The 24,478-nt window shown below is 73.5% G+C and carries 21 protein-coding genes; 9 read left to right on the top strand and 12 right to left on the bottom strand.

All coding sequences use genetic code 11. From position 1 onward, the window contains the following. Positions 1 to 356 precede the first annotated feature (356 nt). Positions 357 to 2,687, bottom strand: coding sequence for an outer membrane protein assembly factor BamB family protein (locus ACZ4AA_RS12325; protein WP_467599671.1), 2,331 nt, complete (start codon positions 2,685 to 2,687; stop codon positions 357 to 359). 412 nt (positions 2,688 to 3,099) lie between these two features. Next, entirely contained in the window at positions 3,100 to 3,834 is a 735-nt protein-coding gene (gene kbpA / locus ACZ4AA_RS12320) for an AfsK-binding protein KbpA (RefSeq protein ID WP_467599668.1), read from the bottom strand. A 198-nt stretch (positions 3,835 to 4,032) separates the two neighbouring features. On the opposite strand from kbpA, the gene ACZ4AA_RS12315 reads away from it, so the two are divergent. Then, the gene (locus tag ACZ4AA_RS12315) at positions 4,033 to 4,668 is read left to right on the top strand and encodes a TetR family transcriptional regulator (protein WP_467600346.1); all 636 of its coding nucleotides are present in this window, start codon (positions 4,033 to 4,035) and stop codon (positions 4,666 to 4,668) included. A gap of 91 nt (positions 4,669 to 4,759) precedes the next feature. Here ACZ4AA_RS12315 and ACZ4AA_RS12310 read toward each other — a convergent pair whose 3' ends face one another. Together ACZ4AA_RS12310 and ACZ4AA_RS12305 are read right to left on the bottom strand one after the other, a co-directional pair. After that, on the bottom strand, positions 4,760 to 5,314 hold the full coding sequence (locus ACZ4AA_RS12310) for a nitroreductase/quinone reductase family protein (protein ID WP_467599664.1): 555 nt from the start codon (positions 5,312 to 5,314) through the stop codon (positions 4,760 to 4,762). Positions 5,315 to 5,400: 86 nt separating this feature from the next. After that, positions 5,401 to 6,588: an acyl-CoA dehydrogenase family protein gene (locus ACZ4AA_RS12305; protein ID WP_467599661.1), complete on the bottom strand. Its 1,188-nt coding sequence runs from the start codon at positions 6,586 to 6,588 to the stop codon at positions 5,401 to 5,403. Positions 6,589 to 6,772: 184 nt separating this feature from the next. On the opposite strand from ACZ4AA_RS12305, the gene ACZ4AA_RS12300 reads away from it, so the two are divergent. Then, positions 6,773 to 7,963 carry a thiolase C-terminal domain-containing protein gene (locus tag ACZ4AA_RS12300; RefSeq protein ID WP_467599659.1) on the top strand — a complete coding sequence of 397 codons (1,191 nt, stop codon included), beginning with the start codon at positions 6,773 to 6,775 and terminating at the stop codon, positions 7,961 to 7,963. A 22-nt stretch (positions 7,964 to 7,985) separates the two neighbouring features. Here ACZ4AA_RS12300 and ACZ4AA_RS12295 read toward each other — a convergent pair whose 3' ends face one another. After that, the gene (locus ACZ4AA_RS12295; protein WP_467599656.1) at positions 7,986 to 9,293 is read right to left on the bottom strand and encodes a COG1361 family protein; all 1,308 of its coding nucleotides are present in this window, start codon (positions 9,291 to 9,293) and stop codon (positions 7,986 to 7,988) included. Between the two features lie 136 nt (positions 9,294 to 9,429). Here ACZ4AA_RS12295 and ACZ4AA_RS12290 point away from each other — a divergent pair, with 136 nt between their 5' ends. Continuing rightward, positions 9,430 to 10,086 carry a pyridoxine/pyridoxamine 5'-phosphate oxidase gene (locus ACZ4AA_RS12290; RefSeq protein WP_467599653.1) on the top strand — a complete coding sequence of 219 codons (657 nt, stop codon included), beginning with the start codon at positions 9,430 to 9,432 and terminating at the stop codon, positions 10,084 to 10,086. Between the two features lie 65 nt (positions 10,087 to 10,151). Here ACZ4AA_RS12290 and ACZ4AA_RS12285 read toward each other — a convergent pair whose 3' ends face one another. Further along, positions 10,152 to 11,024 (bottom strand): GNAT family N-acetyltransferase, encoded by an 873-nt coding sequence (locus ACZ4AA_RS12285; protein ID WP_467599650.1) that lies wholly within the window; start codon positions 11,022 to 11,024, stop codon positions 10,152 to 10,154. Positions 11,025 to 11,114: 90 nt separating this feature from the next. Here ACZ4AA_RS12285 and ACZ4AA_RS12280 point away from each other — a divergent pair, with 90 nt between their 5' ends. Beyond that, positions 11,115 to 11,732 carry a GNAT family N-acetyltransferase gene (locus tag ACZ4AA_RS12280; RefSeq protein WP_467599647.1) on the top strand — a complete coding sequence of 206 codons (618 nt, stop codon included), beginning with the start codon at positions 11,115 to 11,117 and terminating at the stop codon, positions 11,730 to 11,732. Positions 11,733 to 11,793: 61 nt separating this feature from the next. Here ACZ4AA_RS12280 and ACZ4AA_RS12275 read toward each other — a convergent pair whose 3' ends face one another. Further along, on the bottom strand, positions 11,794 to 12,231 hold the full coding sequence (locus ACZ4AA_RS12275; protein WP_467599644.1) for a Zn-ribbon domain-containing OB-fold protein: 438 nt from the start codon (positions 12,229 to 12,231) through the stop codon (positions 11,794 to 11,796). Next, a complete protein-coding gene (locus ACZ4AA_RS12270) occupies positions 12,228 to 12,680 on the bottom strand; it encodes a DoxX family protein (protein WP_467599641.1) in 453 nt (150 codons plus the stop codon). The genes ACZ4AA_RS12275 and ACZ4AA_RS12270 overlap by 4 nt, the downstream gene beginning before the upstream one ends. 350 nt (positions 12,681 to 13,030) lie before the next feature. Between ACZ4AA_RS12270 and ACZ4AA_RS12265 the strand changes: the two genes are divergently transcribed. The 3 genes from ACZ4AA_RS12265 (at position 13,031) to ACZ4AA_RS12255 (ending at position 17,782) form a co-directional block, all read left to right on the top strand. Continuing rightward, the gene (locus ACZ4AA_RS12265; protein ID WP_467599638.1) at positions 13,031 to 14,230 is read left to right on the top strand and encodes a flavin-containing monooxygenase; all 1,200 of its coding nucleotides are present in this window, start codon (positions 13,031 to 13,033) and stop codon (positions 14,228 to 14,230) included. Positions 14,231 to 14,589: 359 nt separating this feature from the next. Beyond that, complete coding sequence (locus ACZ4AA_RS12260) at positions 14,590 to 16,815, top strand: acetate--CoA ligase family protein (RefSeq protein WP_467599635.1); 2,226 nt, start codon at positions 14,590 to 14,592, stop codon at positions 16,813 to 16,815. 115 nt (positions 16,816 to 16,930) lie between these two features. Continuing rightward, positions 16,931 to 17,782 (top strand): enoyl-CoA hydratase/isomerase family protein, encoded by an 852-nt coding sequence (locus ACZ4AA_RS12255; RefSeq protein ID WP_467599632.1) that lies wholly within the window; start codon positions 16,931 to 16,933, stop codon positions 17,780 to 17,782. Between the two features lie 61 nt (positions 17,783 to 17,843). Here ACZ4AA_RS12255 and ACZ4AA_RS12250 read toward each other — a convergent pair whose 3' ends face one another. Beyond that, a complete protein-coding gene (locus tag ACZ4AA_RS12250) occupies positions 17,844 to 18,812 on the bottom strand; it encodes a hypothetical protein (RefSeq protein ID WP_467599630.1) in 969 nt (322 codons plus the stop codon). 125 nt (positions 18,813 to 18,937) lie between these two features. On the opposite strand from ACZ4AA_RS12250, the gene ACZ4AA_RS12245 reads away from it, so the two are divergent. Further along, a complete protein-coding gene (locus tag ACZ4AA_RS12245) occupies positions 18,938 to 19,558 on the top strand; it encodes a flavin reductase family protein (protein WP_467599627.1) in 621 nt (206 codons plus the stop codon). Between the two features lie 18 nt (positions 19,559 to 19,576). Here the strand turns inward: ACZ4AA_RS12245 and ACZ4AA_RS12240 are convergent, their stop codons facing one another. After that, positions 19,577 to 20,914: an MFS transporter gene (locus ACZ4AA_RS12240; RefSeq protein WP_467599624.1), complete on the bottom strand. Its 1,338-nt coding sequence runs from the start codon at positions 20,912 to 20,914 to the stop codon at positions 19,577 to 19,579. A 70-nt stretch (positions 20,915 to 20,984) separates the two neighbouring features. On the opposite strand from ACZ4AA_RS12240, the gene ACZ4AA_RS12235 reads away from it, so the two are divergent. After that, complete coding sequence (locus ACZ4AA_RS12235) at positions 20,985 to 21,992, top strand: GlxA family transcriptional regulator (protein ID WP_467599621.1); 1,008 nt, start codon at positions 20,985 to 20,987, stop codon at positions 21,990 to 21,992. A gap of 43 nt (positions 21,993 to 22,035) precedes the next feature. On the opposite strand, the gene ACZ4AA_RS12230 is transcribed toward ACZ4AA_RS12235, so the two are convergent. Beyond that, positions 22,036 to 23,085, bottom strand: a complete 1,050-nt coding sequence (locus ACZ4AA_RS12230) for a Zn-dependent alcohol dehydrogenase (RefSeq protein WP_467599618.1) — start codon at positions 23,083 to 23,085, stop codon at positions 22,036 to 22,038. Between the two features lie 196 nt (positions 23,086 to 23,281). Next, positions 23,282 to 24,439 carry an acyl-CoA dehydrogenase family protein gene (locus ACZ4AA_RS12225; RefSeq protein ID WP_467599615.1) on the bottom strand — a complete coding sequence of 386 codons (1,158 nt, stop codon included), beginning with the start codon at positions 24,437 to 24,439 and terminating at the stop codon, positions 23,282 to 23,284. Positions 24,440 to 24,478 lie beyond the last annotated feature (39 nt).

Below are 24,478 nucleotides of genomic sequence, written 5' to 3'. Positions count from 1 at the left end.
CCGACTGCGCCGAGCGGCCCGGGCACGGCTGAGGTCCGGCTGCGCCGAACGGCGTCCGGACGGCCCGGGTCCAGGTGCGCCGAGCCGCGTCCGGGCGGCCCGGGTTCAAGTGCGCCGAGAGGCGTCCGGAGGGCAGGGACTCGGCTTTCGCTCCCGCTGGGACCGAGAAATCCTCGAACCGCGCCGGAGCGGGCCCCTCCGGTGTTCGCTCCCTGTGGCGGCCCGGTCACGCCGGGCGTAGCCTCACAGCCGGAACGGCTTCCGCAGGCCGTCCGCGCGAACGACGGCCGCCGTCCGGAGACCCTTCCGTGCCCGGTACGGCGGCCGTCACGCGAGTGCCGGGGGACCTCAGGACCTCACGTGGTCCGCGCGGTCCCGGTGCCCTTCTCCGCGTCCAGCGCGTACACACAGCGGTCCTTGCTGCACGCGTACACGACGCCGTCCTTGACCACGGGCGCCCCGGTGATCTCGCCACCGGTGGCCAGCTTCCAGCGCAGCCGCCCGTCGTCGGCCTTCAGGGTGTACAGCAGATGGTCCGTGGAGCCGAAGTGGATACGGCCCTCGGCCACCGCCGGAGCGCCCACCAGGTCGCCTCCGGCCTGGAAGCGCCACTTCGGGGTGCCGGTGACGGCGTCCAGGGTGTACAGGCCCTTGCCGCTGCCGACATGGACGTGTCCGGCGGCCACGAGGACCGGCTCGGTGGAGGCGCGGGACTCGGTGGCGATGCGCCAGCGGTCGCGGCCGTCGGTGGCGTCGAGGGCGTACACCGTGCCCAGATAGTCGGCGAGGTAGACACCGCCGCCCGTCACCGCCGGGCCCGGGGCGAAGGTGGGCGGGCTCAGGAAGACGGCCGGTGCCTCGAAGTGCCAGCGGACATGGCCGCCGGCGACGTCGACGGCGAGGACGCGGGTGCCCGCGCAGATGTAGACGTAGCCGTCGGGGGCATGGGTCATCCGGACCGGTACACCGCCGCAGGAGGCCGCGTCACCGATCGGGTACGACCAGCGCTCCTCGCCCGTACGGGCCTCCAGGGCGCGCAGCCGGGCGTCCTTCCAGACGTACACCGTGCCGTCGTGGATCGACGGTCCGGACTCCGGGGACTCGAAGTCCGTCTGGGCGCCGCTGATCTCCCAGAGCTTCTGGCCGTTCGAGGCCTCCCACGCCTGGACGCCGCCGCCGCGTGTGCCGGTGACGACCGTCCCCCGGTCGGCCTGGAGGGAGTAGACCCAGGCGTCCGTGGACAGGCGCCAGAGGTCGGCGCCCTCCCTGGCCTCCAGCGCGTACAGCGTCGGCCCGTCGGAGGCGTGGATGCGGCCGTCCGCCACGGCCATCGACCAGGCCACGTCACGGGTCTTGAACCGGCGCCGGCCGGTGGCGACGTCGAGGGCGTGGACTTCGAAGGACGTGACGTAGACGAGGTCACCGGCGACCGAGGGGGTGCCCCAGACGTCGTTCGACATGCGGAAGCGCCAGGGGCGCCAGCCCGCCGGGGCGTCGGGCGCCGGGGGCGCGGCCGTGGGCACCGGCGCCGGTTCGGCGCCGTTCACGCCGATGCGCGGACGGGACCAGGACGCGGCGAGCCCGGCTTCCGGAGGCGGCGCCTTCACGGCCGCCGCACGGGCGTCCAGGACCCGGGGTCCGGGGCCGATGGGCACCTGGGCGCCCGCGAGGCGCACCGGGCCGGTGTCGGGCGCGCCCACGGCCACCGGGGCGTGCGAGGGCGGCGGCGGCAGTGCCGGACGTCCGCCGGCGCCGCGGCCGCTTCCCCCGGCCGGCTGCTGGACCGGCGGACGGCCGCCCCTGCGGGTCTCGATCAGGCCGACCGCGCGCTCGGGCAGCCACGCCGAGGCCGTACCGCTGTCGTCGGATCCCGATCCGAAGAGGTGGGGTGCGAGCTGGGCCTGGAGGTCGGCGGGGTTGGGGCGGGCCGTGGCGTCCATCTGCATGCAGGACTCGATGAGCGGGCGCAGCTCGTCGGGCAGCCCTTCGAGGTCCGGGCCCTCGCGGAGCAACATGAAGACCGTCTCGACCGGGTTGGCGCCGTGGAAGGGCGCGTGTCCCGTGGCCGCGAAGACGAGCATCGAGCCGAGCGAGAAGACATCACTCGCACCGGTGACGCTGCGGGAGTCCTTCGCCTGCTCGGGCGACATGTAGGCGGGGGTGCCGACGGCCACGTTGGTCATGGTCAGACGGGTGTTCGAGACGCCGGAGGCGATGCCGAAGTCGATCACGCGCGGTCCGTCCTCGACCACGAGGACGTTCGAGGGCTTGAGGTCGCGGTGGACGAGTCCGGCGCCGTGGATCGACTGGAGCGCCTCGGCGACTCCGGCCGCCAGCCAGCGCACCGCCTGGGCCGGGAGCGGCCCGCACTCGTTCACTATCTCTTCGAGCGAGGGCGCGGGCACGTAGGCGGTGGCCAGCCACGGCACCGCGGCACGGGCGTCGGCGTCGACCACGGCCGCCGTGTAGAAGCCCGACACGGCGCGGGCCGCCTCGACCTCGCGCGAGAAGCGGACCCGGAACAGCTGGTCCTCGGCGAGCTCGGTCCTGACCGTCTTGATCGCCACGCGCCGGCCCGAGGCCGAGCGCGCGAGATAGACCAGCCCCATGCCGCCGGCACCCAGCCGGCCCAGCACCTCGAACGGCCCGATCCGGCGCGGATCGTGCTGCGTCAGCTGATCCACCACTTGCCTGCCACCTCCCCGTACGGGTCACGTCATCCACGTATGAACGCGGCCCAGTGCAGCGTCTCACCACCGCACCGCCATGGCGGCACGCACCCCGATTCTTCCTGGCCGAGCCGCCGGTTGCGAACCCGGGGGCGGATCGGGGTGTCTCATGACAAATCAGCCGCCCCGGCGGAAGTGCGGTCGCCGGGGCGCCACGGTTCAGGGCCGAAATGCGCTCCTCACCCCAGAAGTACCCCGCTCGGCGCCCCGGAAGTGCCGTCCCTCACGTCGAAATGCCGTGCCCCCGAACACGGAAGCGTTTCGGCCGGTGCCGCCGGGGCCCGCCCGGCGTCCGACGCCGCCGGAACATCCTCGGCGCCACCGCAACACCCGCGCCGCCGCCAGGATGTCACGCCTGGTGGCGGTGCTTTCACCGCTGGAGGACGGCGAACGAGGCACCCTGGTTGTCGGTGACGACGGCCACCCGCCCGTACGACGTGTCGAAGGGTGTCACCTGGACACGTCCGCCGAGCCTGTTCACCGTCCCGAGTGTCTCCTCGCAGTCCTCGACCCCGAAGTGCACGAGGAAGTGGGGCGGCATCTCGGCCGGAAAGACTCCCGTCACGGGAACGCGGCCGAAATCGGGGGTCGCGTCGGGCCCGAACAGGGCGTCGTGGAAGAGGGTGCCGTAGAAGCGGTCGACGGTAGCGGTGTCGCGGGCGTAGAGCTCGGCCCAGCAGAAGGTGTGCGGCTCGTGCCGCCGGGCGAAGCCGGTGTGGGTGCCGGGCTGCCAGAGGCCGAAGACGGCGCCCTCCGGGTCGGTGGCGAGGGCGGCCGTGCCCAGCTCGCCCGACGGTCCCACGGCCGTGGGCACGGCGATGATCCGGCCGCCCGCCCCCGTGATCCGGCGGGAGAGCGCCTCGGCGTCCGGTGTCGCGAAGTACACCGTCCACACGGTGGGCATGCGCCCGTCCAGCTTGGGCGTGAGGGCCGCGACCGGTTCGCCGTCGCGTTCCGCCCAGCCCTGCGGTCCTGACTCCTCGGGGAACGTCCAGCCGAAGAGCTCGCCGTAGAAGCGCTTGCCCGCCTCCACGTCGGGGAGCTGGGCGTCGACCCAGCAGGGCACACCCTCGGAGAAAGCGGCGACAACGGCTGATTCGGCCATGCGGCCAAGCTAACGGCCCTTTCGGCATCCCGCAGGGCGTGCGCGCCTGCTCCGGTGACGTCCCGTGCCTGCTCAGGGGCCTCTTACGGTCAGCCCGAGGGCCTTTTCGGAGCGCGGCGGGCACGGTCGCACCCCATTTGCAGTCGGCCGAATCGCGCTCCGATCACCCCTCGGTAAGCTGACGGCATGACAGGACAAGTGCGTACCGTCGACGGCCGCGTGGCCGGGCGACGTGGGCAGGCGACCCGGCAGAAGCTGCTCGACTGCCTCAGCGAGATGCTCAGCTCATCGCCCTACCGGGACGTCAAAGTCATTGACGTCGCCCGGAAGGCGGGCACTTCACCAGCGACCTTCTACCAGTACTTCCCGGACGTCGAAGGCGCCGTCCTGGAGATCGCCGAGCAAATGGCCGCCGAGGGCGCGGGGTTGACCCAGCTGCTCGAAGGCCGTTCATGGGTCGGCAAGGCCGGATGGCAGACCGCGCAGGAACTCGTTGACGGGTTCCTGGAGTTCTGGCGGAGGAACGACGCCATCCTGCGCGTGGTCGACCTCGGCGCCGCCGAGGGGGACAAGCGGTTCTACAAGCTCCGCATGAAGATCCTGAACTCCGTGAACAACTCCCTCACGGATTCGGTCACCGAGCTCCAGGCCAAGGGCAAGGTCGACAAGGACGTGAACCCGGCCGCGATGGCCGGTTCCCTCGTCGCGATGCTCGCCGCGGTCGCCTCGCATCAGAAGGGGTTCCAGACCTGGGGCGTCAAACAGGCCGAACTCAAGCCGAACCTGGCGCTGTTGGTGTATCTGGGTGTGACCGGGAAGAAGCCGACGAAGTAGATTCCCGCGTCCGAAACGCTCCAGCTCCTGTCATGCGGGCGGCAGTTCGTCCCGGAGGAACCCTCCGGCGGACCGCCGCCCGCTGCGCTGTTCACCCGGAGCCGGTCCCGCCCTCGGCGGAGCCGGCGGCCACCTGCCGGCGCACGAGCCTGAAGAGCCGGATCTCCCGGTCCACACGGGCCTGATAGGTGGCGTACGGCGGCCAGAACGCCAGCACCGTCCTCCAGACCTCCGCCCTCTCCTCGCCCGAAAGGAGCCGGGCGGTGACGGGAATGTCCTCGCCCTTCCAGTTGATGACGGCCTCGGGGCGGGCCAGCAGGTTCGCGGTCCAGGCGGGGTGATCGCTGCGGCCGAAGTTGGACCCGACGAGAATCCATCCGGACCCGGCCTCGGTGTTCCCGGCGGGCCCCTCCTTCTCACCCGGCGCACCGCCCTCCGGCATGCAGGCCAGCGGCGTACGGCGCTCCAGGCCGCTCCTGGCGCCGCGCGCGGTCAGGACGACACCCGGCAGCATCTGGGCGCTGAGCAGCACCTTGCCGCGGGTGAGCCGGTGCACGGCGCGGTCCAGGGCCGGTATCAGGTGAGGGGCCACCCTGGCGAACGTCCGGGTGGAGGACACCCGCTGCACCAGGCGCACCCCGGGCATCCTCCTCGCCCCTGTCCCCGCCCCCGCTCCCCGGCCGGAACCGGCTCCCGCGCTCCCGCCTCCGCGCCGCCTCCCGTCCGCCGCCATCAGACCGTCACCTCTCCACCGTCGAAGAGCCGTGCCGCGTCCGCCGCGTGCGCGCGCAGCCGGTGGACGAGGCCGAAGAGCAGGTCGTCGCCCGAGGCGCGCTTGAAGTAGAGATGGGCCTCGTGCTCCCAGGTGAAGCCGATGCCTCCGTGCAGCTGGACCGCCTCGGAGGCGGCGGTGCGCAGCGCCTCCAGTGCCTGGGCCAGGGCGAGGGCGCCCACGCGCTCACCGCCCGTCCCGGTGGCCCAGGCCGCGTAGTACGCCGCCGAGCGGGCCGACTGCACGGCCACGTACACGTCCGCGAGCCGGTGTTTGACCGCCTGGAAGGAGCCGATCGCCCGCCCGAACTGCTCACGCCGGCCGACGTGTTCGACGGTGCGCTCCAGCACCCGGTCGGCGGCGCCGACAGCTTCCACGGCCAGGACGGCCGCGGCGCCGTCCCCGGCGGCGGCCAGCGCCGCGGGCACGTCGGCCCGGTCGTCCCCCAGCAACTCGGCCTCCACCTCGCGCAGTTCGAGCCGGGCCTGCGGCCGGGTCGGGTCCAGGGCGGTCTGCCGTGCCCGTACGAGCCCCTCCGCGTCCTCCCTCACGAGGAACAGCAGCGTCCGGGACCGCGCGAAGCCGCCGGTGTGCGCGGCCACCACCAGCAGTCCGGCGCTGTGGCCGTCGAGCACCTGCGCCGCCTGCCCGTAGAGCCGCCAGGTGCCGTCCGTCCGGCGCGCCTGTACTCCCCCGGCGCGGCCGCCGCCGGCCCAGTCGCCGCGGTTGTCGCCCGCCAGGCCGAGGGCGGTGGCCAGGCCCGTGCCGGGGACCGCGAGGGCGGCGGTCAGCGCGCCCGAGGCGAGCGGCGGCAGCAGCGCGGCACGCTGTGCCTCGGTGCCCAGGGCCAGGATCAGCGGGGCGGTGAGGACGGCGGTGGCCAGCAGGGGCGAGGGGGCGAGGGCGCGGCCCGACTCCTCGCAGGCGAGGGCGAGTTCCGTCAGGGAGCAGCCGATGCCGCCGTACGCCTCGGGGAGGGCGAGTCCGGGCAGTCCGAGGTGCAGCGCGAGGGTCTCCCACAGCGCGGGGTCGTAGCCGGCCGGGGTCGCCTCGGCGGCCCGCAGCTCCTGTGGGCCGCACCGCTTCACCAGCAACTCCCTCAGAGTGCGGCGGATTTCCTCCTGCTCCGCGGTGAGACGGGCATCCATGGGCGGACTCCTCCCTCGTCGGGCGGCGGACGTCCCGGAGACACCCGGGCCGGCGGGACCGGCCGCCCTGCGTCCTGATCCGGCAAGCCGATCTGACGGGCCGTCATGTTAGGCCGGGGGGTGCCAGATGCACAGGGGTGCGACACCTCCCGACGGAGCGGCGATCTGATGTACCGTCAAATTCATGACGCATGCCACCCCGGGCCACAGCCGTCGCAAGGTCGCCGTCGTCGGCGTGTCCCTGTCCGACTGCGGCCGCGTGGACGAGGCGACCCCGTACGCACTGCACGCCCAGGCGGCGCGCCGCGCCCTGGCCGACTCCGGCCTGGACCGCTCGGTGATCGACGGTTTCGCCTCGGCGGGCCTCGGCACCCTCGCGCCCGCCGAGGTGGCGGAATACCTGGGACTGCGCCCCACCTGGGTCGACTCGACCTCCGTCGGCGGGTCCACCTGGGAGGTCATGGCGGCCCACGCGGCCGACGCCATCGCCGCGGGCCACGCGAACGCCGTCCTGCTCGTCTACGGCTCCACCGCCCGCGCCGACATCAAGGCGGGCCGCAGGACCGGCGACCTGTCGTTCGGCGCGCGGGGCCCCCTCCAGTTCGAGGTCCCGTACGGCCACACGCTCATCGCCAAGTACGCGATGGCCGCGCGCCGCCACATGCACGCCTACGGCACCACGCTCGAACAGCTCGCCTCGGTGGCCGTCCAGGCCCGCGCGAACGCGGCACCCAACCCGGAGGCGATGTTCCGGGCCCCGGTCACCGTCGACGACGTCCTGTCCGGGCCGATGATCGCGGACCCGTTCACCAAGCTGCACTGCTGCATCCGCTCCGACGGCGGCGCGGCGGTGCTGCTGGCGGCCGAGGAGTACGCGCGCGACTGCCGTACGGCCCCGGTGTGGGTGCTCGGGACCGGCGAGCACGTCTCCCACACCACCATGTCCGAGTGGGAGGACTTCACCGTCTCCCCGGCGGCGGTCAGCGGCCGCCTCGCCTTCGAGCGGGCCGGGGTCCGCCCGGCCGAGATCGACCTCGCGGAGATCTACGACGCCTTCACCTACATGACCCTGGTGACCCTGGAGGACCTCGGCTTCTGCGCCAAGGGCGAGGGCGGCGCCTTCGTGGACGCGGCGAAGGGGCGGCTCCTGGTGGGCGGGGAACTGCCGGTGAACACGGACGGGGGCGGGCTCTCGGCCCAGCACCCCGGCATGCGCGGTCTGTTCCTGCTGGTGGAGGCCGTACGGCAGCTGCGGGGCGAACTCCCGCCGGAACGACAGGTCCGTCGCCCCGACGGCACCCTGCCCGAACTGGCGGTGGCGTCGGGGACGGGAGGCTGGTTCTGCTCCTCGGCGACGGTGGTGCTGGGGCGGTAGGGCCCGGACTGCGGGCGGCCGGTCAGGGCAGGACGGTGACGGCGGCCGTGTCGTTGCCGGGGTTCGCGTCGTGGCGGCCGGTCGAGGGCCTGCCGTCCTCGTCGAGGGTCACGCCTCCCTCCCCCGGCCCGTCGAGGCGCAGGGTGAACGCGAAGTCCTGGCTCTCGCCAGGACCGAGCGCGTCCACCGGGCAGCTGTACGTCCCGTCGGCCGCGTCGCAGAGCGGCTCGTAGGTGTCCTCGTCGGTCTCTTCCATGGGCTCCTTCAGCACACCACCGGGCGGCGGCGGAGTGAACACCAGCCTCGTGCCGTAGCCGGGGTTGCCCGGCCCGTTGTTGCGGACCTTCAGCCGCAGGGAACGCCTCGTACCGGGGCTGCCGTGCAGTTCGACGCCGAAGACCTCGTAGTCGGCGTGGATGCCCAGGCGCACGCTGGTGGACACGATCCCCTCGGCGAAGGTGCCGTCCGTGTCGCGCGCGGACGTGACCGCGGCCTTCAGAGCCGGCCCGTCGCCGAGGTCACCGTCCGTCGGCACCACGGTGTTCTCGCCCGGCCCCAGGTCCAGCGGCCAGGCCTCCTGGCTGAACGAGGTGTACATCCGTGTGCTCGACGCGCGCAGACGCAGCGCGGGACCCAGGACGACGGCCCCGCCCGGCGGGATGCGCAGCCGGGGGAAGCGGCAGATCACCATGGGGCCGTGGCTCCGGTCCGGGTAGCGGCAGTTGGCGTACAGATGCCGGAAGTCCAGGGAATCCGACGTGAGTTTCAGGGCGAGACCCTGCACCGGGACCTCGCCGTCGTTGCGGACGACGAGCGGGACGGTGACGTCGGCACCCGGACGGACGCCGTCGATGACCTTGAGAGCCCGCACCTTCACCACCGGCTCGCCGACCACGACCCGGGTGCGGGTCGTCATCCTCCTCCCGTCCTTCGTCGTGAAGGTGAAGCGGACGACGCCCGTGTCCCCGGGTCTGCTGCCCTTCGCGGCGACCGGGTACACGCGGTCCAGGTCGGACCAGCTGTCGTAGTCGCCGCCGACTTCGCAGGTGACCCGCACCGTGCCGCCGTCACACCGGGGACCGTTCTCGCGCGGGCCCGCGGTCCTGAGCCGCACGACGCTCTCGGACCCGCGCACGTCGACGGTCAACCGGTGATCCCGCGCCGCGGAGTTGCGGCCCGCCCCGACGTCCTCGGCCCGGACACGGAACGGCACCTTGACCTTGGGCCCGGTTCTGTCGCCGTGCGGGCGCAGATAGAAGACCTCGGGGGCGGTGATCGAGGACTTCCGGTCCGTGACGGAGCCGCACCCGGTGAGCAGGAGCGGCAGCACGGTACCGAGAACGACGGCCCATGTCGTCCGTCTCGACGGACGGCTCCGCCGTCCCCTCGATGAGGGCTTCAGGTCACCACGCGGGTGAGCCCCCGAGCCTCCGGCCTGCGTCTGCCCCTGGCGCGATAATCGGGTCATGGGAACAGATCTACACGACGTGCTGAGGTCGCTGCGGGTGTGGGACGCCGAGCTGCCGTCCTTCGACCCGGCGACCGCGCCCGCCGAACCACTGGCGCTGTTCACGCAGTGGTTCACCCAGGCCGCGGAGGCCGGCCAGGCCGAACCGCACACGATGTCGCTCGCGACGGCCGGTGAGGACGGGCTTCCCGATGTGCGGACGGTGATGCTGCACGGCGCGGACGAGGACGGCTGGGCGTTCGCCTCGCACGTCACGAGCCGCAAGGGACGGCAGCTGGCCGCGCGGCCGTACGCCGCTCTCGGCTTCTACTGGCCCGCGCAGGGACGTCAGATCAGGATCCGCGGCCCGGTCACGGCCGCGTCGCCCGAGGAGAGCCTGGCGGACCTGCACGCCCGCTCCACGGGAGCGCTGGCCGCGGCCCTGGTCGGCCGGCAGAGCGACGTCCTGCCCTCCCGGGCCGAGTTGGACCGGGCCTCGGACGCAGCCTGGCAGCGGGCCGAGAGCGCCCCGGACTCCCCCGCCCCCACCTGGACCCTCTACCGGCTGCGCCCGGAGGAGGCCGAGTTCTTCCAGGGCGACGCCCGCCGGCGCCACACCCGGCTCGTCTACCGCCGCACGGGAACCGGCTGGGCCACCGAACTGCTGTGGCCCTGAGCCCGCGGGCGACGGCCACCGGAACCCCCTGAGCCCGACCGCCCCGCGCCCCCGGGGGTCCGGCCCTACGCCTCGTAGGTGAAGTCGTACGTCGCGAAGTCGGAGACGGGGCGGTAGCCGATGCGCCGGTACAGGCCGTTGCTGGTCGGATTGGCGAGGTCGGTGAAGAGCAGCACCTCCCGCACTCCGGTGGCGAGCGCGGCGCGGCTCACCTCGGCGGTGACGGCACCGGCGTACCCCAGGCCGCGCAGCCGCGCCGGGGTGTAGACGGGGGCGATGCGGAGCTGTCCCGCGACCGGGGGTGTCACGCCCGCCATGGCGACCGGGGTGCCGTCGGGGGTCTCCCAGAGCGTGATGCCGCCGTACGAGATCCGGTCGTCGGCCCAGGCGCCCGGCTCGCGGTGCCCGCCCTCGCCGATGGCCTCGGCGAACTCCGTGTACCAGCGGGCGAGCAGGTCCCGGTCGCCCTCGTCCGCGACCCGGGGGCGGCCGGGCGGCGCGGGCTCGGGCACCGTCAGGCCCGCGAGCCGGTACAGCCGCTCGCTCCGCAGCGGCTCGGCCCGCGCGCCGGTCCGCAGCCCCCAGGCCGCGGCGAAGACCTCGGCCGTGTCCTTGTCCGCGGAGACGCCCGGCACCTCGGTCCCCGTGTCCGCGAGCAGCGCGGCCAGCGACCGCGCGCCCGCCTCGTCCAGCGAGGTGAGATTCAGCCGGTACGGCGGTGTACGGAAGAAGGCGCCGAGGACGGCCCCGTCCCGCTCCAGGGTGCCGAAGACCGGCACGCTCCCGCCGTACTGGCTCATCCCCCGTCTGCGCAGCGCGTCCGTCACGGTCAGCGCGACGGTGTGCCGGTCGGGCCGCGAGCGGAGGAAGTCCCCGGCCCGGCCGAGAAACGCGTCGAGGTCGTGGGTGAGCCGCCAGTCGTACGTCACGGAGGTCATGCCGGATGATCCCCTGCGGCCGCGGGGCCGCGCCTCCGATTTTCCGCGGATGGGAGTGACCGGTGGGCCGGGAGAGGTTTGAATGGCTGGATGGCCGACGCGCACGTGCAGTTCTCCGTCCAGCCCGCCCCCGAGCTGACGGGCCTCGGCCTGCGGCTGCGCCCCTGGGACCCGGAGTCCGACGCCGATGTGTCGGCGTATCTGCGCGGGCTCACCGATCCCGAGTTCCAGCGCTGGAACACCCCGCTCAGGTTCGTCCGGGACATCGACGCCGCCCGCGAGTCGCTGCGGACCCGTGTCGCGGCGGCGACCAGCGGCACCGGGGTCCCCTTCTGCGTCACCGACGCCGAGTCCGGCGAGACCCTGGGCCATGTCGGCCTCAACGAGATCGACCACGTCATCAGCTGCGCCCGCATCGGCTACTGGGTCCTCCCGGAGTGCCGCGGACGCCGGGTCGCCACCCGCGCCCTCCTCCTGGCCGCCCGCTACGCCTTCACCGGCCTCGCCCTGCACCGTCTGGACCTCGGCCACGCCGTGGGCCACGAGGTGTCCTGCCGTGTCGCCGAACGCTGCGGATTCCGGCACGAGGGGACGCTGCGCGGCGCGATGTTCGAGGCCGGCCGCCATGACGCGTTCCGCGACGTCCACCTGCACGGACGGCTCGCCACGGACCCGGAACCGGCCCCGGAACCGGCGCCCGCCGGATAGGCCGGACCGCCCGGTGGCCACGCGGGCCCGGGTCCGGCCGGACCCGGAGGACCGGAGCGTGTCACCCGCCGGCGGCCGGTGACACGGGCCGGAACACGGGGATCCCCGCCCGGAAGGCCACCTCCAGCTCCATCCCGATCCGCAGCGCCGCCTCCTCGCAGCCGATCACCTCGGTCATCATCCGCGGCCCCTCCGCCAGGTCGACGACGGCGGCGGCGTAGGGCACCCGTCCGCCGAAGGGCGGCAGGTCGTTGCGGTGGACGACGGACCAGGTGTAGAGCGTGGCGCGTCCGCTCGCGGGGCGCCAGCCGACGTCCTCGCTCCAGCAGTACGGGCAGAACTCCCGCGGATAGTGGTGAACGCGGTCGCAGGACGCGCAGTGCCTGATCAGCAGCCGTCCCCGGGCAGCCGCGTCCCAGTACGGCCGGGTGAAGGCGTCGGTCCCGGGAACGTCGAACCCGCCTCCTGGGCCTGCCGCGCCCCGGCCGGTCCCGCTCACCGGAAGAGACCGAGCGCGCTGTCCAGGGACCAGGTCTGCCAGGACATCCCGAACAGGCCGACGGCCGAGACCAGCGCCATCATCGCGTTCTGTCCCTGCTCCGCCCAGTCGTGGATCATGAGGGTGAAGTAGAGGGCGTTGAGGAGCAGGCCCGCGACCAGCGCGACGGGAGTCAGCAGCCCGGTCACCAGCCCGAGACCGAGTGCCAGCTCCGCGTACACGACGACGTACGCCATTACCCTGGGGCGCGGTACGACGACCGTCTCGAAACCCGAACGCACGGCGTTCCAGCGGTGCTTGGAGGCGACATCGGCCGCCCACGCGATGCCGGTCCCGCGCTCGAACCAGCCCTTCCTGTCCTTGTGCCGCCAGCTCTCGAACCACCACAGCCCGAGCCCGATACGGAGCACGGCCAGCCATTCCGCCCCGCCGAGCCAGATCGTGTCCATGGCCGAACCTCCCGCAGAGGAGCCGTATCTGACGGAACGTCAGTTTCGACTCCCGGGAGCGCCCGCGCAAGGGGCCGGCACGGTCCGGCCGGGAGAAGGCGGCAGGCCCACCGTCACCGGCCCCCGCACCACTCCTCCGAGGGGGCGCACGGCACCACTCCCACGCTCCCGCGCGAGACGTACACCCCTGCGCCCACCTGCGACGGCACCGCGCTTGTCGCACCCCTTCACCACACTGAAGTGACCTACGCCACGAGGCCCACCCACCCCTCCCACAGTCGTGACCGGTTCGCAACCGATTCAGGTCTTGACCGAGACCTATCAAGCACAGCCGTGATTACGCTCGCGCTATGGCCGACTCGACTGCTTCCACGACCTCCCCCACGGTGCCCTCCCACGAGGACCGCCCCGTGTACGTGATCGGAGGCGGCCCCGGAGGGCTCGCGGCGGCGCACGCACTGCGCGCCCGGGGCGTACGAGCTGTCGTCCTGGAGAAGTCGGATCAGGTCGGCGCCTCCTGGCGAGGCCACTACGAGCGGCTGCACCTGCACACCACCCGCCGCCTGTCCGCGCTGCCGGGGCTGTCGATGCCGCGCTCGTTCGGCCGCTGGGTGGCCCGCGACAACGTGGTGCGCTACCTGGAGAAGTACGCCGAGCACCACGGTCTGGAGATCGTCACCGGTGTCGAGGTCTCCCGCGTCGAGCCCGCCCCCGGCGGTGACGGCTGGCTGCTGCACGCCACCGGCGGACGGGAGCTGACCGGCAGCGCGGTGGTCGTCGCCACCGGCTACAACCACACCCCACGCATCCCCGACTGGTCCGGCCGCGACACCTACACCGGCGAACTGCTGCACGCCGGCTCCTACCGCAACCCCGCCCCCTACGCGGGCCGCGACGTCCTCGTCGTCGGCGCCGGCAACACCGGCGCCGAGATCGCCGTGGACCTGGTCGAGGGCGGCGCCTCGCGCGTGCGGCTGTCCGTTCGCACCGTGCCGCACATCGTGCGCCGCTCCACGGCGGGCTGGGCCGCGCAGTTCACGGGCATCGCCGTGCGGCGGCTGCCGGTGCGACTCGTGGACGCGCTGGCCGGGCCGATGGCCAAGCTGAGCGTGCCCGATCTGGCGGCGCAGGGGCTGCCCCGCCCCGACACCGGGCTCTACTCCCGTGTCAACGAGGGCTCCATCCCCGTCCAGGACGTCGGGCTCATCGATGCCGTGCGCAAGGGCAGGGTCGAGATCGTGGCCGCGGTCGAGGGGTTCGAGGACGACAAGGTCGTTCTCGCCGACGGGGAACGGATCGCCCCGGACGCGGTGATCGCCGCGACCGGTTACGCGCGGGCGCTGGAGGGCATGGTCGGGCATCTCGGCGTGCTCGACGGGCGGGGGCGGCCGGTCGTACATGGCGGCCACGCCCCGAAGGACGCGCCCGGCCTGTACTTCACGGGGTTCACCAACCCCATCAGCGGCATGTTCCGCGAACTCGCCCTGGACGCCGAGAAGATCGCCAAGGCGGTGTCCCACCAGGCGACGACCACCCAGCCCACCGGCTGAGGCACCAACGGCATTTCGCCCCCTCCGCCCCTACCCGACCCTAACCCGGGGGCGCCGCCCCCGGACCCCCGCTCCTCAAACGCCGGAGGGGCTGGAATCAGCCGGAACCGGCGCGAGGGGACGTGCCGGTACATCGATGCCCGTCGCCACCGACGGTCACGCCTCACCCGACGGCGACGGGCTGACGCACGGGCACGGCCCCGACCCACCCAGCGGACCCGCACCGCGGTAGGCCGGCACCCCCGCCGGGTACCCATCAGAAGCCCACCCCTGCACAACGGTTCCTGACACGACGTCAGTTGCGTAATCTGACAGTGCGTCAGTTAACCATTGGCTGTCACACAGGAGCGGGCGGACCGATGCTTGGATCAACCCACGGCACCCTCACCACCGACTCCCGCCGGGCCAGGGTCATCGCCTGCGGCGAGCAGCCCTCCCCGGTCGTGCACGGACGACCGGCCGAGGTCGACGACCTGGACGTCAGCGGACGCCCGCTGTACGCCGCCGTGCCCGACCTGGACCGCTTCTTCCGTCCCGAGTGCGTGGCCGTCATCGGCGCCTCGGACGCCGAGGGCCGGCCGAACACCGGGATCACCCGGCAGCTGATCGGCTGGGCCGAGCGGGTCGGCGCCCGGCTCCACCCGGTGCACCCCACCCGCAGGGAGGTCTTCGGCCTGCCGTGCCTCCCCTCCGTCGCCGACCTGCCCGAGCAGGTGGACCTGGCGGTCGTCCTCGTCGGTGACCCCCTTCCGGTGATCGAGCAACTGGCCGAGGCCAAGGTGCGATTCGCGGTCGCCTTCGCGTCCGGATTCGCCGAGACCGGTGCCGAGGGCGCCGCCGCCCAGGCCCGCCTCGCCGCCGCCGTGCGCGGCTCCGGCCTGCGGCTGCTCGGGCCCAACACCAACCTCAACGCGTTCGAGAACTTCCGCGAGGACCTCGACGGCCCCGCGATCGCGCTCATCACCCAGTCCGGCCACCAGGGGCGGCCGGTGTTCGCGATGCAGCAGCTGGGCGTCCGCCTGTCCCACTGGGCCCCCACCGGCAACGAGGCCGACCTGGAGACCGCGGACTTCATCTCCTACTTCTCCGAACGGCCCGAGGTCGGCGCCATCGCCTGCTACGTCGAGGGGCTGAAAGACGGCCGCTCCTTCCTGCTCGCCGCCGACCGCGCCGCACGGCGCAAGGTGCCCGTCGTCGCGGTGAAAGTGGGCCGCACGGAGACCGGCGCCCGCACCGCCGCCTCACACACCGGCAAGCTGACCGGCGCCGACGCGGTGGTGGACGCGGCGATGCGCCAGTACGGCGTGATCCGCGTCGACGGACTCGACGAACTCCAGGACACCGCGGCCCTGCTGGCCCGGGCCCGCGCACCGCAGGCCGACGGGGTCGTCGTCTATTCGATCTCGGGCGGCACGGGCGCGCACTTCGCGGACCTGGCGAGCGAGGCGGGCCTGGAACTCCCGGTCCTCTCGGACGCCAAGCAGGCCGAGCTGCACACCTGGATACCCGACTACCTGAACGTGGCGAACCCGGTCGACAACGGGGGCCACCCGGTCGGCGACTGGCGCGGCCGGAAGATCATCGACGCGATCCTCGCCGACCCGGCCGTCGGCGTGCTGATCTGCCCGATCACCGGGCCCTTCCCGCCGATGAGCGACAAGCTGGCGCAGGACCTGGTGGACGCGGCGGAGCAGACGGACAAGCTGGTGTGCGTGGTGTGGGGGTCGCCGGTGGGCACGGAGGCGGCGTACCGGGAGACGCTGCTGGGGTCGTCCCGGGTCGCCACCTTCCGGACGTTCGCCAACTGCATCACCGCCGTCCGCGCCCATCTCGACCACGCGCGCTTCACCGCGGCCTACCGCTCCCCCTTCGACGAGGCCCCGCGCACCCCGTCGCCCTCCTTCCGCAAGGCGCAGGCCCTGATGCGCCCGGGCCAGCAGCTGAGCGAGCACGCGGCCAAGCAGCTGCTGCGCGCGTACGGGATCCGTGTGCCGCGCGAGCAGTTGGTGACCAGCGCGGCGGCGGCCGTGCGGGCGGCGAGCCAGGTCGGCTACCCGGTGGTCATGAAGGCCTCCGGCGCGCAGATCGCCCACAAGACCGAACTGGGCCTGGTCAAGATCGGGCTGACCTCCGCGAGCCAGGTCCGTGACGCCTATCGCGAGCTCACCGACATCGCCCGCTACGAAGGCATCTCCCTGGACGGGGTACTGGTCTGCCAGATGGTCGAGCGGGGCGTCGAGATGGTCGTGGGCGTCACGCACGACCAGCTCTTCGGGCCGACCGTCACCGTCGGGCTCGGCGGGGTGCTCGTGGAAGTGCTGCGGGACTTCGCCGTACGCGTGCCGCCGTTCGGTGACGACCAGGCGCGGGCCATGCTGTCCGAACTGCGGGGGCGGGCGCTCCTCGACGGGGTGCGCGGGGGGCCGCCGGTGGACGTGGACGCGCTGGTCGAGGTCGTGATCCGGGTCCAGCGCATGGCGCTCGAACTCGGCGACGGGATCTCGGAGCTGGACATCAATCCGCTGATGGTCCTGCCCCGGGGGCAGGGTGCCGTGGCCCTGGACGCCCTGGTGCTGTGCCGCTGATCCGGCTGCTGCCCCGGACCCACCGCTCCCCCCTGCCCGCCGACCCGCTCCGGCCAGGTCCCGCGCGCGCCGCGGCGAACCCGTCCGCACCCCTCGTACGAAACGGAGCACCTTCATGACCGACTCCCCCCGTGCCTCCGGCGAAGCTCCCGAACCTCGCGAATCCCCCGCAAAATCCCTCGACTCATTGATACGTCACGCCACTGACAACGCGGTCTCGTGGATCACTCTCGACCGGCCCGAGGCGATGAACGCGCTCACCTGGGACCAGCGGGAGCGCGTGATCGGCCTGCTCGCGGCCGCGTCCGCCGACCCCGGCGTACGGGCCGTGGTCATCACGGCCACCGGGCGCGGGTTCTGCGCGGGAGCGGATCTGCGGGGCGGGCCGCCCGCGGGCGAGCGGGTTCCGGGCGATGTCGCCCGCACCATCCGGCTGGGAGCGCAGCGCCTGATCGCCGCCGTCCTGGACTGCGAGAAGCCGGTGATCGCGGCGGTCAACGGCACCGCGGCCGGGCTCGGCGCGCATCTGGCCTTCGCGTGCGACCTGGTCCTCGCGGCCGAACCGGCCCGGTTCATCGAGGTGTTCGCGCGCCGAGGGCTCGTACCGGACGGCGGCGGCGCCTATCTCCTGCCCCGCCTGATCGGCCCGCAGCGGGCCAAGGAGCTGATGTTCTTCGGCGACGCGCTGAGCGCCGCGGACGCCGAACGGATCGGGCTCGTCAACAGGGTCGTACCACCGGGCGAGTTGGAGAAGACCGCCCGGGCGTGGGCGGAGCGGCTCGCCACCGGACCCACCCGGGCGCTCGCCCTCACCAAGCAGCTGGTCAACGCCTCGCTGGACACCGACCGCGGCAGCGCCTTCGCCGCGGAGGCGGCGGCGCAGGAGATCAACATGACGACGCTGGACGCCGTCGAGGGGGTCGCGAGCTTCGTGGAGCGGCGCACCCCTCGCTACGAGGGCCGCTGACGGAGCGCCCCCGGAGCGGCCCGGAATCCGGCCCCGGCCCCCGGTTCCAGCCCCGGCCGGTTCAGTCCTGCCGCAGTATGCGCAGGTCCCCCGCGTCGGGGTCGCCGAAGAGGACGAAGAGTTCCGGGTGGGCCTCGGTTCCGCCGATGGTCCAGTACGTGTCGTGCCCGCAGTCCCCGACGCGGACGACCACGCCGTCCCGCCGCTGGGAGGCGGGCCCGTCGGCGTACGGGTCGTAGCGGCCCGCGGTGTCGAGGAACCATGTGCCGACGCCGTCGCAGCGCGTGAACTCCTTGGTGGTCACGTCCCCGAACTCGGGCTGGGCGGGCACGGCCGAGAGCTCGGCCCCGCCGCCGGCGCTCAGCCGCAGCACGGCCCCGTGATCGCCGCGCCAGACGCCGGCGAGCCGGCCGGCGCCGAGCTTCGGGGGCTCGTAGGCGTGGACGAGTCCGGTGGCCAGGCCCACCGTGCCCGCCGCCACGACCAGTCCGCACGCCCCGAGGGCCGCGAGCGCCGAGCGGAGCCAGATACGGCCGCCGTCCTGCGGGCGTCCGGTGGCCCGCTCGCGCCGTCGCCTCCGGGCGACGGCCAGCGCCGGCGGTACACCCCACACGGAGAGCAGCAGGGCCCTGGCCCCGGTGGGCGGGAGGCCGAGCAGGAGGACCGCGAGCCCCGTCCAGGCCGCGCCGATCAGCAGGACGAGACCCAGGTGCCAGGCGCTCTCGGGGCCGGCTGCGCGACGGCGCGCGAGCCGGGCGAGAGCGGCCGCCGGCATCGTGCAGGTCACCGCGTGCAGCAGGCCCAGAGCGGCGAGCAGGGGCGGTCCGAAGACCAGTACGCACAGCAGGCCGACGGCGGCGAGTCCGCCGCCGAGACCCGCGCCGTGGTCGTCGTCGTCGAACGTCCCGACCCACCAGAGCGCGACGGCGACGGCGAACTGCACCGCGCAGACCGCGGCCGCGAGGTTCACCTCCGCGCCGGTCCATGGCAACGCGGGGCGCGTGGGCTTCCCTGAGTTCCCCGACCTCATGAGGCGAAAGATACGCGGGCGGGACACGAGGTGCCGCGAGGGGTTCCCGCCGTCGGCTCCGGCCGTGCGCACGCCCCGCGCACCCCTTCCCATCTGACAGGCCGTCAGCTTCAATGGTCGGTGTGATGGGACACGCAGGGATGGCCGCCGCCGCCGTCCGCTACCTCAGGTCGGCCGGGGCCCCCACCGTCGCGGGGCCCGTCGAGGCGCTGCCGCGCCCTGATCTGCGCGCGGTCGGCGAGGACGAACGGGCGCCGGTCGATCCGGCCCGGTTCCGGCGCGTCCTCGGGCACTTCGCGACCGGGGTCACGGTCGTGACGGCTCCGGCCACCGGCGCCGACGGCCCGGCCGGATTCGCCTGCCAGTCGTTCGCCTCGCTCTCCCTGGACCCCCCGCTGGTCTGCTTCATGGTCGGCCGTACGTCGGCGACCTGGCCGCGCATCGCCCGCGCCGGCGTCTTCTGCGTCAACGTGCTCGGCGCGCACCAGGGCGATCTGTGCCGCGGCTTCGCGGTGAGCGGCGCGGACAAGTTCGCCGGGGTCGCCCACGACCCCGCCCCGGTCTCCGGGTCTCCCCGCCTCGCGGGCGCGGCGGCCTGGGTCGACTGCACGATCCACGCGGTGCACACGGGAGGGGATCACCTGATCGTGGTGGGACGGGTGGACGCTCTCGGCGCGGGCGGCACCGACGGGGACGACTCGGACGTACGGCCGCTGCTCTTCCACAAGGGCCGCTTCCTCGGCTGACGCGGCGGGGGCGGGCCGTCAGGCGGGAGCGGCTGCCACCGCCGCGGCTCCCGCCCGGACCGGGGGACGGCGGCGCCGGATCACCAGGACCATCAGCGTGGCCGCCGCGCACAGCGCGCCCGAGGCGTACCAGACGACGTCGTACCGGCCGAAGTGGTCGCGGGCGACACCGGCGAGGAAGGCGACGAGCGCGGCCCCGATCTGGTGGGAGGCGAGGACCCAGCCGAAGACGATGGCGCTGTCCTCGCCGTACTGCTCACGGCACAGGGCGAGGGTGGGCGGGACGGTGGCGACCCAGTCCAGGCCGTAGAAGACGATGAAGAAGATCATCGGCGGGTGCACGGACGGGGCGAGCAGCATCGGCAGGAACAGCAGCGAGACGCCGCGCAGGGCGTAGTAGACCGCCAGCAGGCGGCGCGGCTCGAAGCGGTCGGTGAACCAGCCCGAGGCGACGGTGCCGACCACGTCGAAGACGCCGATGACCGCGAGGAGCGAGGCGGCCGCGGTGACGGGCATGCCGTGGTCGTGGGCCGCCGGCACGAAGTGCGTTTGGACCAGGCCGTTCGTCGAGGCCCCGCAGATCGCGAACGACCCGGCCAGCAGCCAGAAGGGGCCCGTGCGGACGGCGGAGAGCAGTACGTTCACCGCGCGCCGGGCGGCGCCCCGCACCGGTTCGGGCTTCGGCACGAACTCCTTTGCCCCGTACGGCATCTGGCCCACGTCGGCCGGATGGTCGCGCAGCAGCAGCCAGACGAAGGGGACGACCGCGAGGGCCGCGAGCGACACGGTGACGGCGGCCGGACGCCAGCCGTGCTGCGTGACGATCCAGGACAGCAGCGGCAGGAAGATCAGCTGGCCCGAGGCCGAGGCGGCCGTCAGGATGCCCGTCACCAGGCCCTTGCGCGCGGTGAACCAGCGGTTGGTGACCGTGGCCGCGAAGGCGAGTGCCATCGAGCCCGAGCCGAGCCCCACCAGCAGACCCCAGCAGAGCATCAGTTGCCAGGCCGTCGTCATCCACACGGTCAGCCCGGAGCCGATCGCGATCACGGTCAGGGCGACCGCGACCACCCGGCGGATGCCGAAGCGGTCCATCAGCGCCGCGGCGAACGGCGCCGTGAGCCCGTACAGCGCGAGGTTGATCGAGACGGCCGCGCCGATCGTGCCGCGCGACCACTGGAACTCCTGGTGCAGCGGGTCGATCAGCAGGCCGGGGAGCGACCGGAAGGCGGCCGCGCCGATGATCGTCACAAAGGTGACGGCGGCGACGAACCAGGCGCGGTGGACGCGGTGGGAGGCACGGGGGCGGACGGGCCGGGGGTCCTCCGGGGCCTGGGCGGCTTCGGTTGTCTGGGTCACGTCTAGAGCTTCGGGGAAGGTACGCCACTGAACCACTGGCCCAAGAGACAGCATTCGCTACGATCGGGCCATGGCCCCTTCCGGTACGCCGTCCCCGCACCGCGTCGTCGTCCTCGCCCTGGACGGACTGCTCCCCTTCGAGCTGGGCATTCCGCAGCGCATCTTCGGCAAGGCGCGGGACTCCGGGGGGCGCCCGCTGTACCAGGTCGTCACCTGCTCGGTCAGGCCGCCAGGACCCGTCGAGACGGACGCGGACTTCTCGGTCGTGGTCGCCAACGGACCCGAGGCGCTGGCCACCGCCGACACCGTCGTCGTCCCCGCCTCGTACGAGCTCGGACCCGTGCACCAGGAGGGCATCCTCACCCCGGAGCTGGCGGCCGCCCTCACGCACATCCGCCCCGGCACCCGTCTCGTCTCCATCTGCACCGGCAGCTACGTCCTCGCCGCCGCCGGGTACCTCGACGGCCGCCCCGCCACCACGCACTGGATGCACGCCGAGCACTTCCAGCGGCTCTTCCCGCGGATCGACGTCGACGCGGACGTGCTCTTCGTCGACGACGGCGACGTCCTCACCTCCGCCGGGGTCGCGGCCGGGATCGACCTGTGCCTGCATCTCGTACGGCGGGACCACGGCGCCGCCGTCGCCAACGAGGTGGCCCGCCGGACCGTCGTACCGCCGCACCGCGACGGCGGGCAGGCGCAGTACATCCGGCGCCCGGTGCCGGAGGCACGGTCGGCCGGCACGACCGCCGCCCGCGCCTGGGCGCTCGGCCGCCTGCACGAGCCGATCCAGCTGCGCGACATGGCCGAGCAGGAGTCCATGTCGGTGCGCACCTTCACCCGGCGCTTCCGCGAGGAGGTCGGTGTCAGCCCCGGTCAGTGGCTCACGCTCCAGCGCGTCGAACACGCCCGCCATCTGCTGGAGTCCAGTGATCTGTCCATCGACCAGGTGGCCCGCGACGCCGGTTTCGGCACGGCCCAGTCGATGCGCCAGCACCTCCAGGCGACCCTGGGCGTCAACCCGACCACCTACCGGCGCACCTTCAGATCCGGAGCCGGGACCGGCTCCGCCGGGTGACCGGTCGGCGGCGGGCGGCCGACGCGACTTACGCGGACACGGCCTAGAACGTCAGCACGGCCCGCGCCACCTTCCCCGCGTGCGCGTCCTCGGCCGCCCGCTCGAAGTCCTCGACCGGGTAGGTCGCCGTCACCAACTCGTCCAGGAGCAGACGGCCTTCGCGGTACAGCTCGGCGTACAGGGCGATGTCGCGCTGAGGGCGGGACGAGCCGTAGCGGCAGCCCAGGATGGACTTGTCCAGGTACATCGAGGAGACGAGGAAGGAGGCCTCGGCCGTCGCCGGGGGGACGCCGAGCAGGATCGCCTGGCCGTGCCGGTCGAGCGAGTCGACGGCCCGGCGGATGAGTTCGACGCGTCCGACGCACTCGAAGGCGTGCTGGGCCCCGGTGGGCAGGATGTCCTTGACCCCGTCCACCGAGGTCAGGAAGTGGGTCGCGCCGAACCGGCGGGCGACGGCCTCCTTGGCCGGGTTGGAGTCGACGGCGACGATCCGCAGCGCGCCCGCGAGCCGGGCCCCCTGGAGGACGTTGAGGCCGATGCCGCCCGTGCCGATGACCAGGACGCTGTCGCCGCGGTCGACCCGCGCTCGGTTCAGGACCGCTCCGACGCCGGTGAGGACTCCGCAGCCGATCAGCGCGGCGGACGGCAGCGGGATGTCCTCCGGGATCCGGACCGCCTGCACCGCCTTGACCACCGTGCGTTCCGCGAAGGCCGAGTTGGCGGCGAACTGGTACAGCGGCTCACCGGAGCGGGTGAACGGCCGCTGCGGCATGCCGATCGCCTTGCGGCACATCGTGGGCCGCCCCCGGTCGCACTCGGCGCAGGTCCCGCAGTTGGCGAGGGTGGACAGCGCCACATGGTCGCCGGGTCCGACATGGGTCACCCCCAGGCCCACCGCCTCCACCACGCCCGCGCCCTCATGGCCCAGCACCACGGGTACGGGGAACGGAATGGTCCCGTCCACCACGGAGAGATCGCTGTGACAGAGTCCCGCCGCGGCGATCGCCACCCGGACCTCTCCTGGACCCGGGTCCCGTACCTCCAGATCGTCCACGACCTGGGTCCGCTTCCCGTCGAAGATCACGCCTCGCATCGCGCCGGCTCCCCTCTTCCCGGGCCGCCCCGGGCGCTGTTCCCGGGCTGGTCCCGGGCTGATTCGGTCCGTACCGGGCCGTCCTCGCGCCCTACCTGGGTGCGCCGCCCGGAAAGCCGCGCCGACGCGACCCGGCCGACGCGCGCCGGGCCGGACTCGGCCGTTCCCGGCCGCCGTCGACCGGCGCCGGGCCCGTTCACGGCCCGCCCCGGGGCTCTTTCGGCAGGCCGAGGGCCCGCTCGGCGATGATCGTGCGCTGGATCTCGTCCGAGCCGCCGTAGATCGTGTCGGCCCGGCTGAAGAGGAACAGGTGCTGGTCCGGGGCGAGATCGTAGGGCCGAGCGGGCGACCAGTCCTGCGGGCCCACGGCCGAGGCGGCTCCCCGCACCTGGACCGCCAGTTCACCGAGCCGCCGGTGCCAGCCGCCCCACAGCAGCTTCGCCACACTCGGCGCGACCGGACCGCCCGGGCTCCCCGAACCACCCAGCGTGCGCAGGGCGTTCCACCGCATCACGCGCAACTCGGCCCAGAGCCGCACCAGTCGCTCCCGTACGACGGGATCCCCGGCCGCTCCGGACTCGACGGCCGTGCGCAGCACACGCCCCAACTCCTCGGCGAAGCCGATCTGCTGGGCGAGGGTGGAGACCCCGCGCTCGAAGCCGAGCAGGCTCATGGCGACGCGCCAGCCGCCGCCCTCGCCGCCGACCACGTGCCCGGCCGCCGCCACCGCCCCGTCGAAGAACACCTCGTTGAAGTCGCTCGTGCCCGTCAGCTGGCGGATCGGACGGACCTCGATCCGGCCGGGCTGGTCCATCGGGACGAGGAGGAAGGACAGCCCGTGGTGGCGGGTCGAGCCCGGCTCGGTGCGGGCGAGCACGAAGCACCAGTCCGCCTCCCGGGCGAGCGAGGTCCAGATCTTCTGTCCCGTGATCCGGTAAACCTCCTTCTCCCGTACGGCAGTTGTACGGATGCCCGCCAGGTCCGAGCCGGCGCCCGGTTCGCTGTACCCCTGGCACCACAGTTCCTCGCCGCGGGCGATCGGGGGCAGGAAGCGGCCCTTCTGTTCCGGTGTCCCGTGCGCGATGAGCGTCGGAGCCAGCAGGTTCTCGCCGATGTGCCCGGACCGGGCCGGTGCCTTCGAGCGGGCGTACTCCTCGGCCCACACCACCTGCCGGGTCAGGTCCGCGCGCCGGTTGCCGTACCCGTCCTCCTCCCAGCCGAGCCCGATCCAGCCGCCCCCGCCGAGTGCGCGCTCCCAGTCGCGGCGCGCGGGGGTGCCGGCCAGATGCTCCTCCAGCCAGGCCCGCGCCTCGCGCCGGAAGAGTTCGTCCCGCGCACCGAATGCGAAATCCACGCGCTCTCCTCCCGTCCGGTCCGGGGCACCCCGGGCCGG

It is taken from the genome of Streptomyces sp. NPDC024698 (assembly GCF_055559015.1).
Note: the sequence above shows the minus strand (reverse complement) of the source record. Positions and strands in the feature narration are given on the sequence as shown.

Bases quoted from the DNA above. Each gene is read 5' to 3' on its own strand.
- ACZ4AA_RS12235 (WP_467599621.1), top strand. From the start codon at position 20,985: ATGGCCCCTTCCGGTACGCCGTCCCCGCACCGCGTCGTCGTCCTCGCC.
- ACZ4AA_RS12310 (WP_467599664.1), bottom strand. From the start codon at position 5,314: ATGCCCGGGGTGCGCCTGGTGCAGCGGGTGTCCTCCACCCGGACGTTC.
- ACZ4AA_RS12265 (WP_467599638.1), top strand. From the start codon at position 13,031: ATGGCCGACTCGACTGCTTCCACGACCTCCCCCACGGTGCCCTCCCAC.
- ACZ4AA_RS12290 (WP_467599653.1), top strand. From the start codon at position 9,430: ATGGGAACAGATCTACACGACGTGCTGAGGTCGCTGCGGGTGTGGGAC.
- kbpA (WP_467599668.1), bottom strand. From the start codon at position 3,834: ATGGCCGAATCAGCCGTTGTCGCCGCTTTCTCCGAGGGTGTGCCCTGC.
- ACZ4AA_RS12230 (WP_467599618.1), bottom strand. From the start codon at position 23,085: ATGCGAGGCGTGATCTTCGACGGGAAGCGGACCCAGGTCGTGGACGAT.
- ACZ4AA_RS12285 (WP_467599650.1), bottom strand. From the start codon at position 11,024: ATGACCTCCGTGACGTACGACTGGCGGCTCACCCACGACCTCGACGCG.
- ACZ4AA_RS12305 (WP_467599661.1), bottom strand. From the start codon at position 6,588: ATGGATGCCCGTCTCACCGCGGAGCAGGAGGAAATCCGCCGCACTCTG.
- ACZ4AA_RS12260 (WP_467599635.1), top strand. From the start codon at position 14,590: ATGCTTGGATCAACCCACGGCACCCTCACCACCGACTCCCGCCGGGCC.
- ACZ4AA_RS12280 (WP_467599647.1), top strand. From the start codon at position 11,115: ATGGCCGACGCGCACGTGCAGTTCTCCGTCCAGCCCGCCCCCGAGCTG.
- ACZ4AA_RS12245 (WP_467599627.1), top strand. From the start codon at position 18,938: ATGGGACACGCAGGGATGGCCGCCGCCGCCGTCCGCTACCTCAGGTCG.
- ACZ4AA_RS12255 (WP_467599632.1), top strand. From the start codon at position 16,931: ATGACCGACTCCCCCCGTGCCTCCGGCGAAGCTCCCGAACCTCGCGAA.
- ACZ4AA_RS12250 (WP_467599630.1), bottom strand. From the start codon at position 18,812: ATGAGGTCGGGGAACTCAGGGAAGCCCACGCGCCCCGCGTTGCCATGG.
- ACZ4AA_RS12270 (WP_467599641.1), bottom strand. From the start codon at position 12,680: ATGGACACGATCTGGCTCGGCGGGGCGGAATGGCTGGCCGTGCTCCGT.
- ACZ4AA_RS12300 (WP_467599659.1), top strand. From the start codon at position 6,773: ATGACGCATGCCACCCCGGGCCACAGCCGTCGCAAGGTCGCCGTCGTC.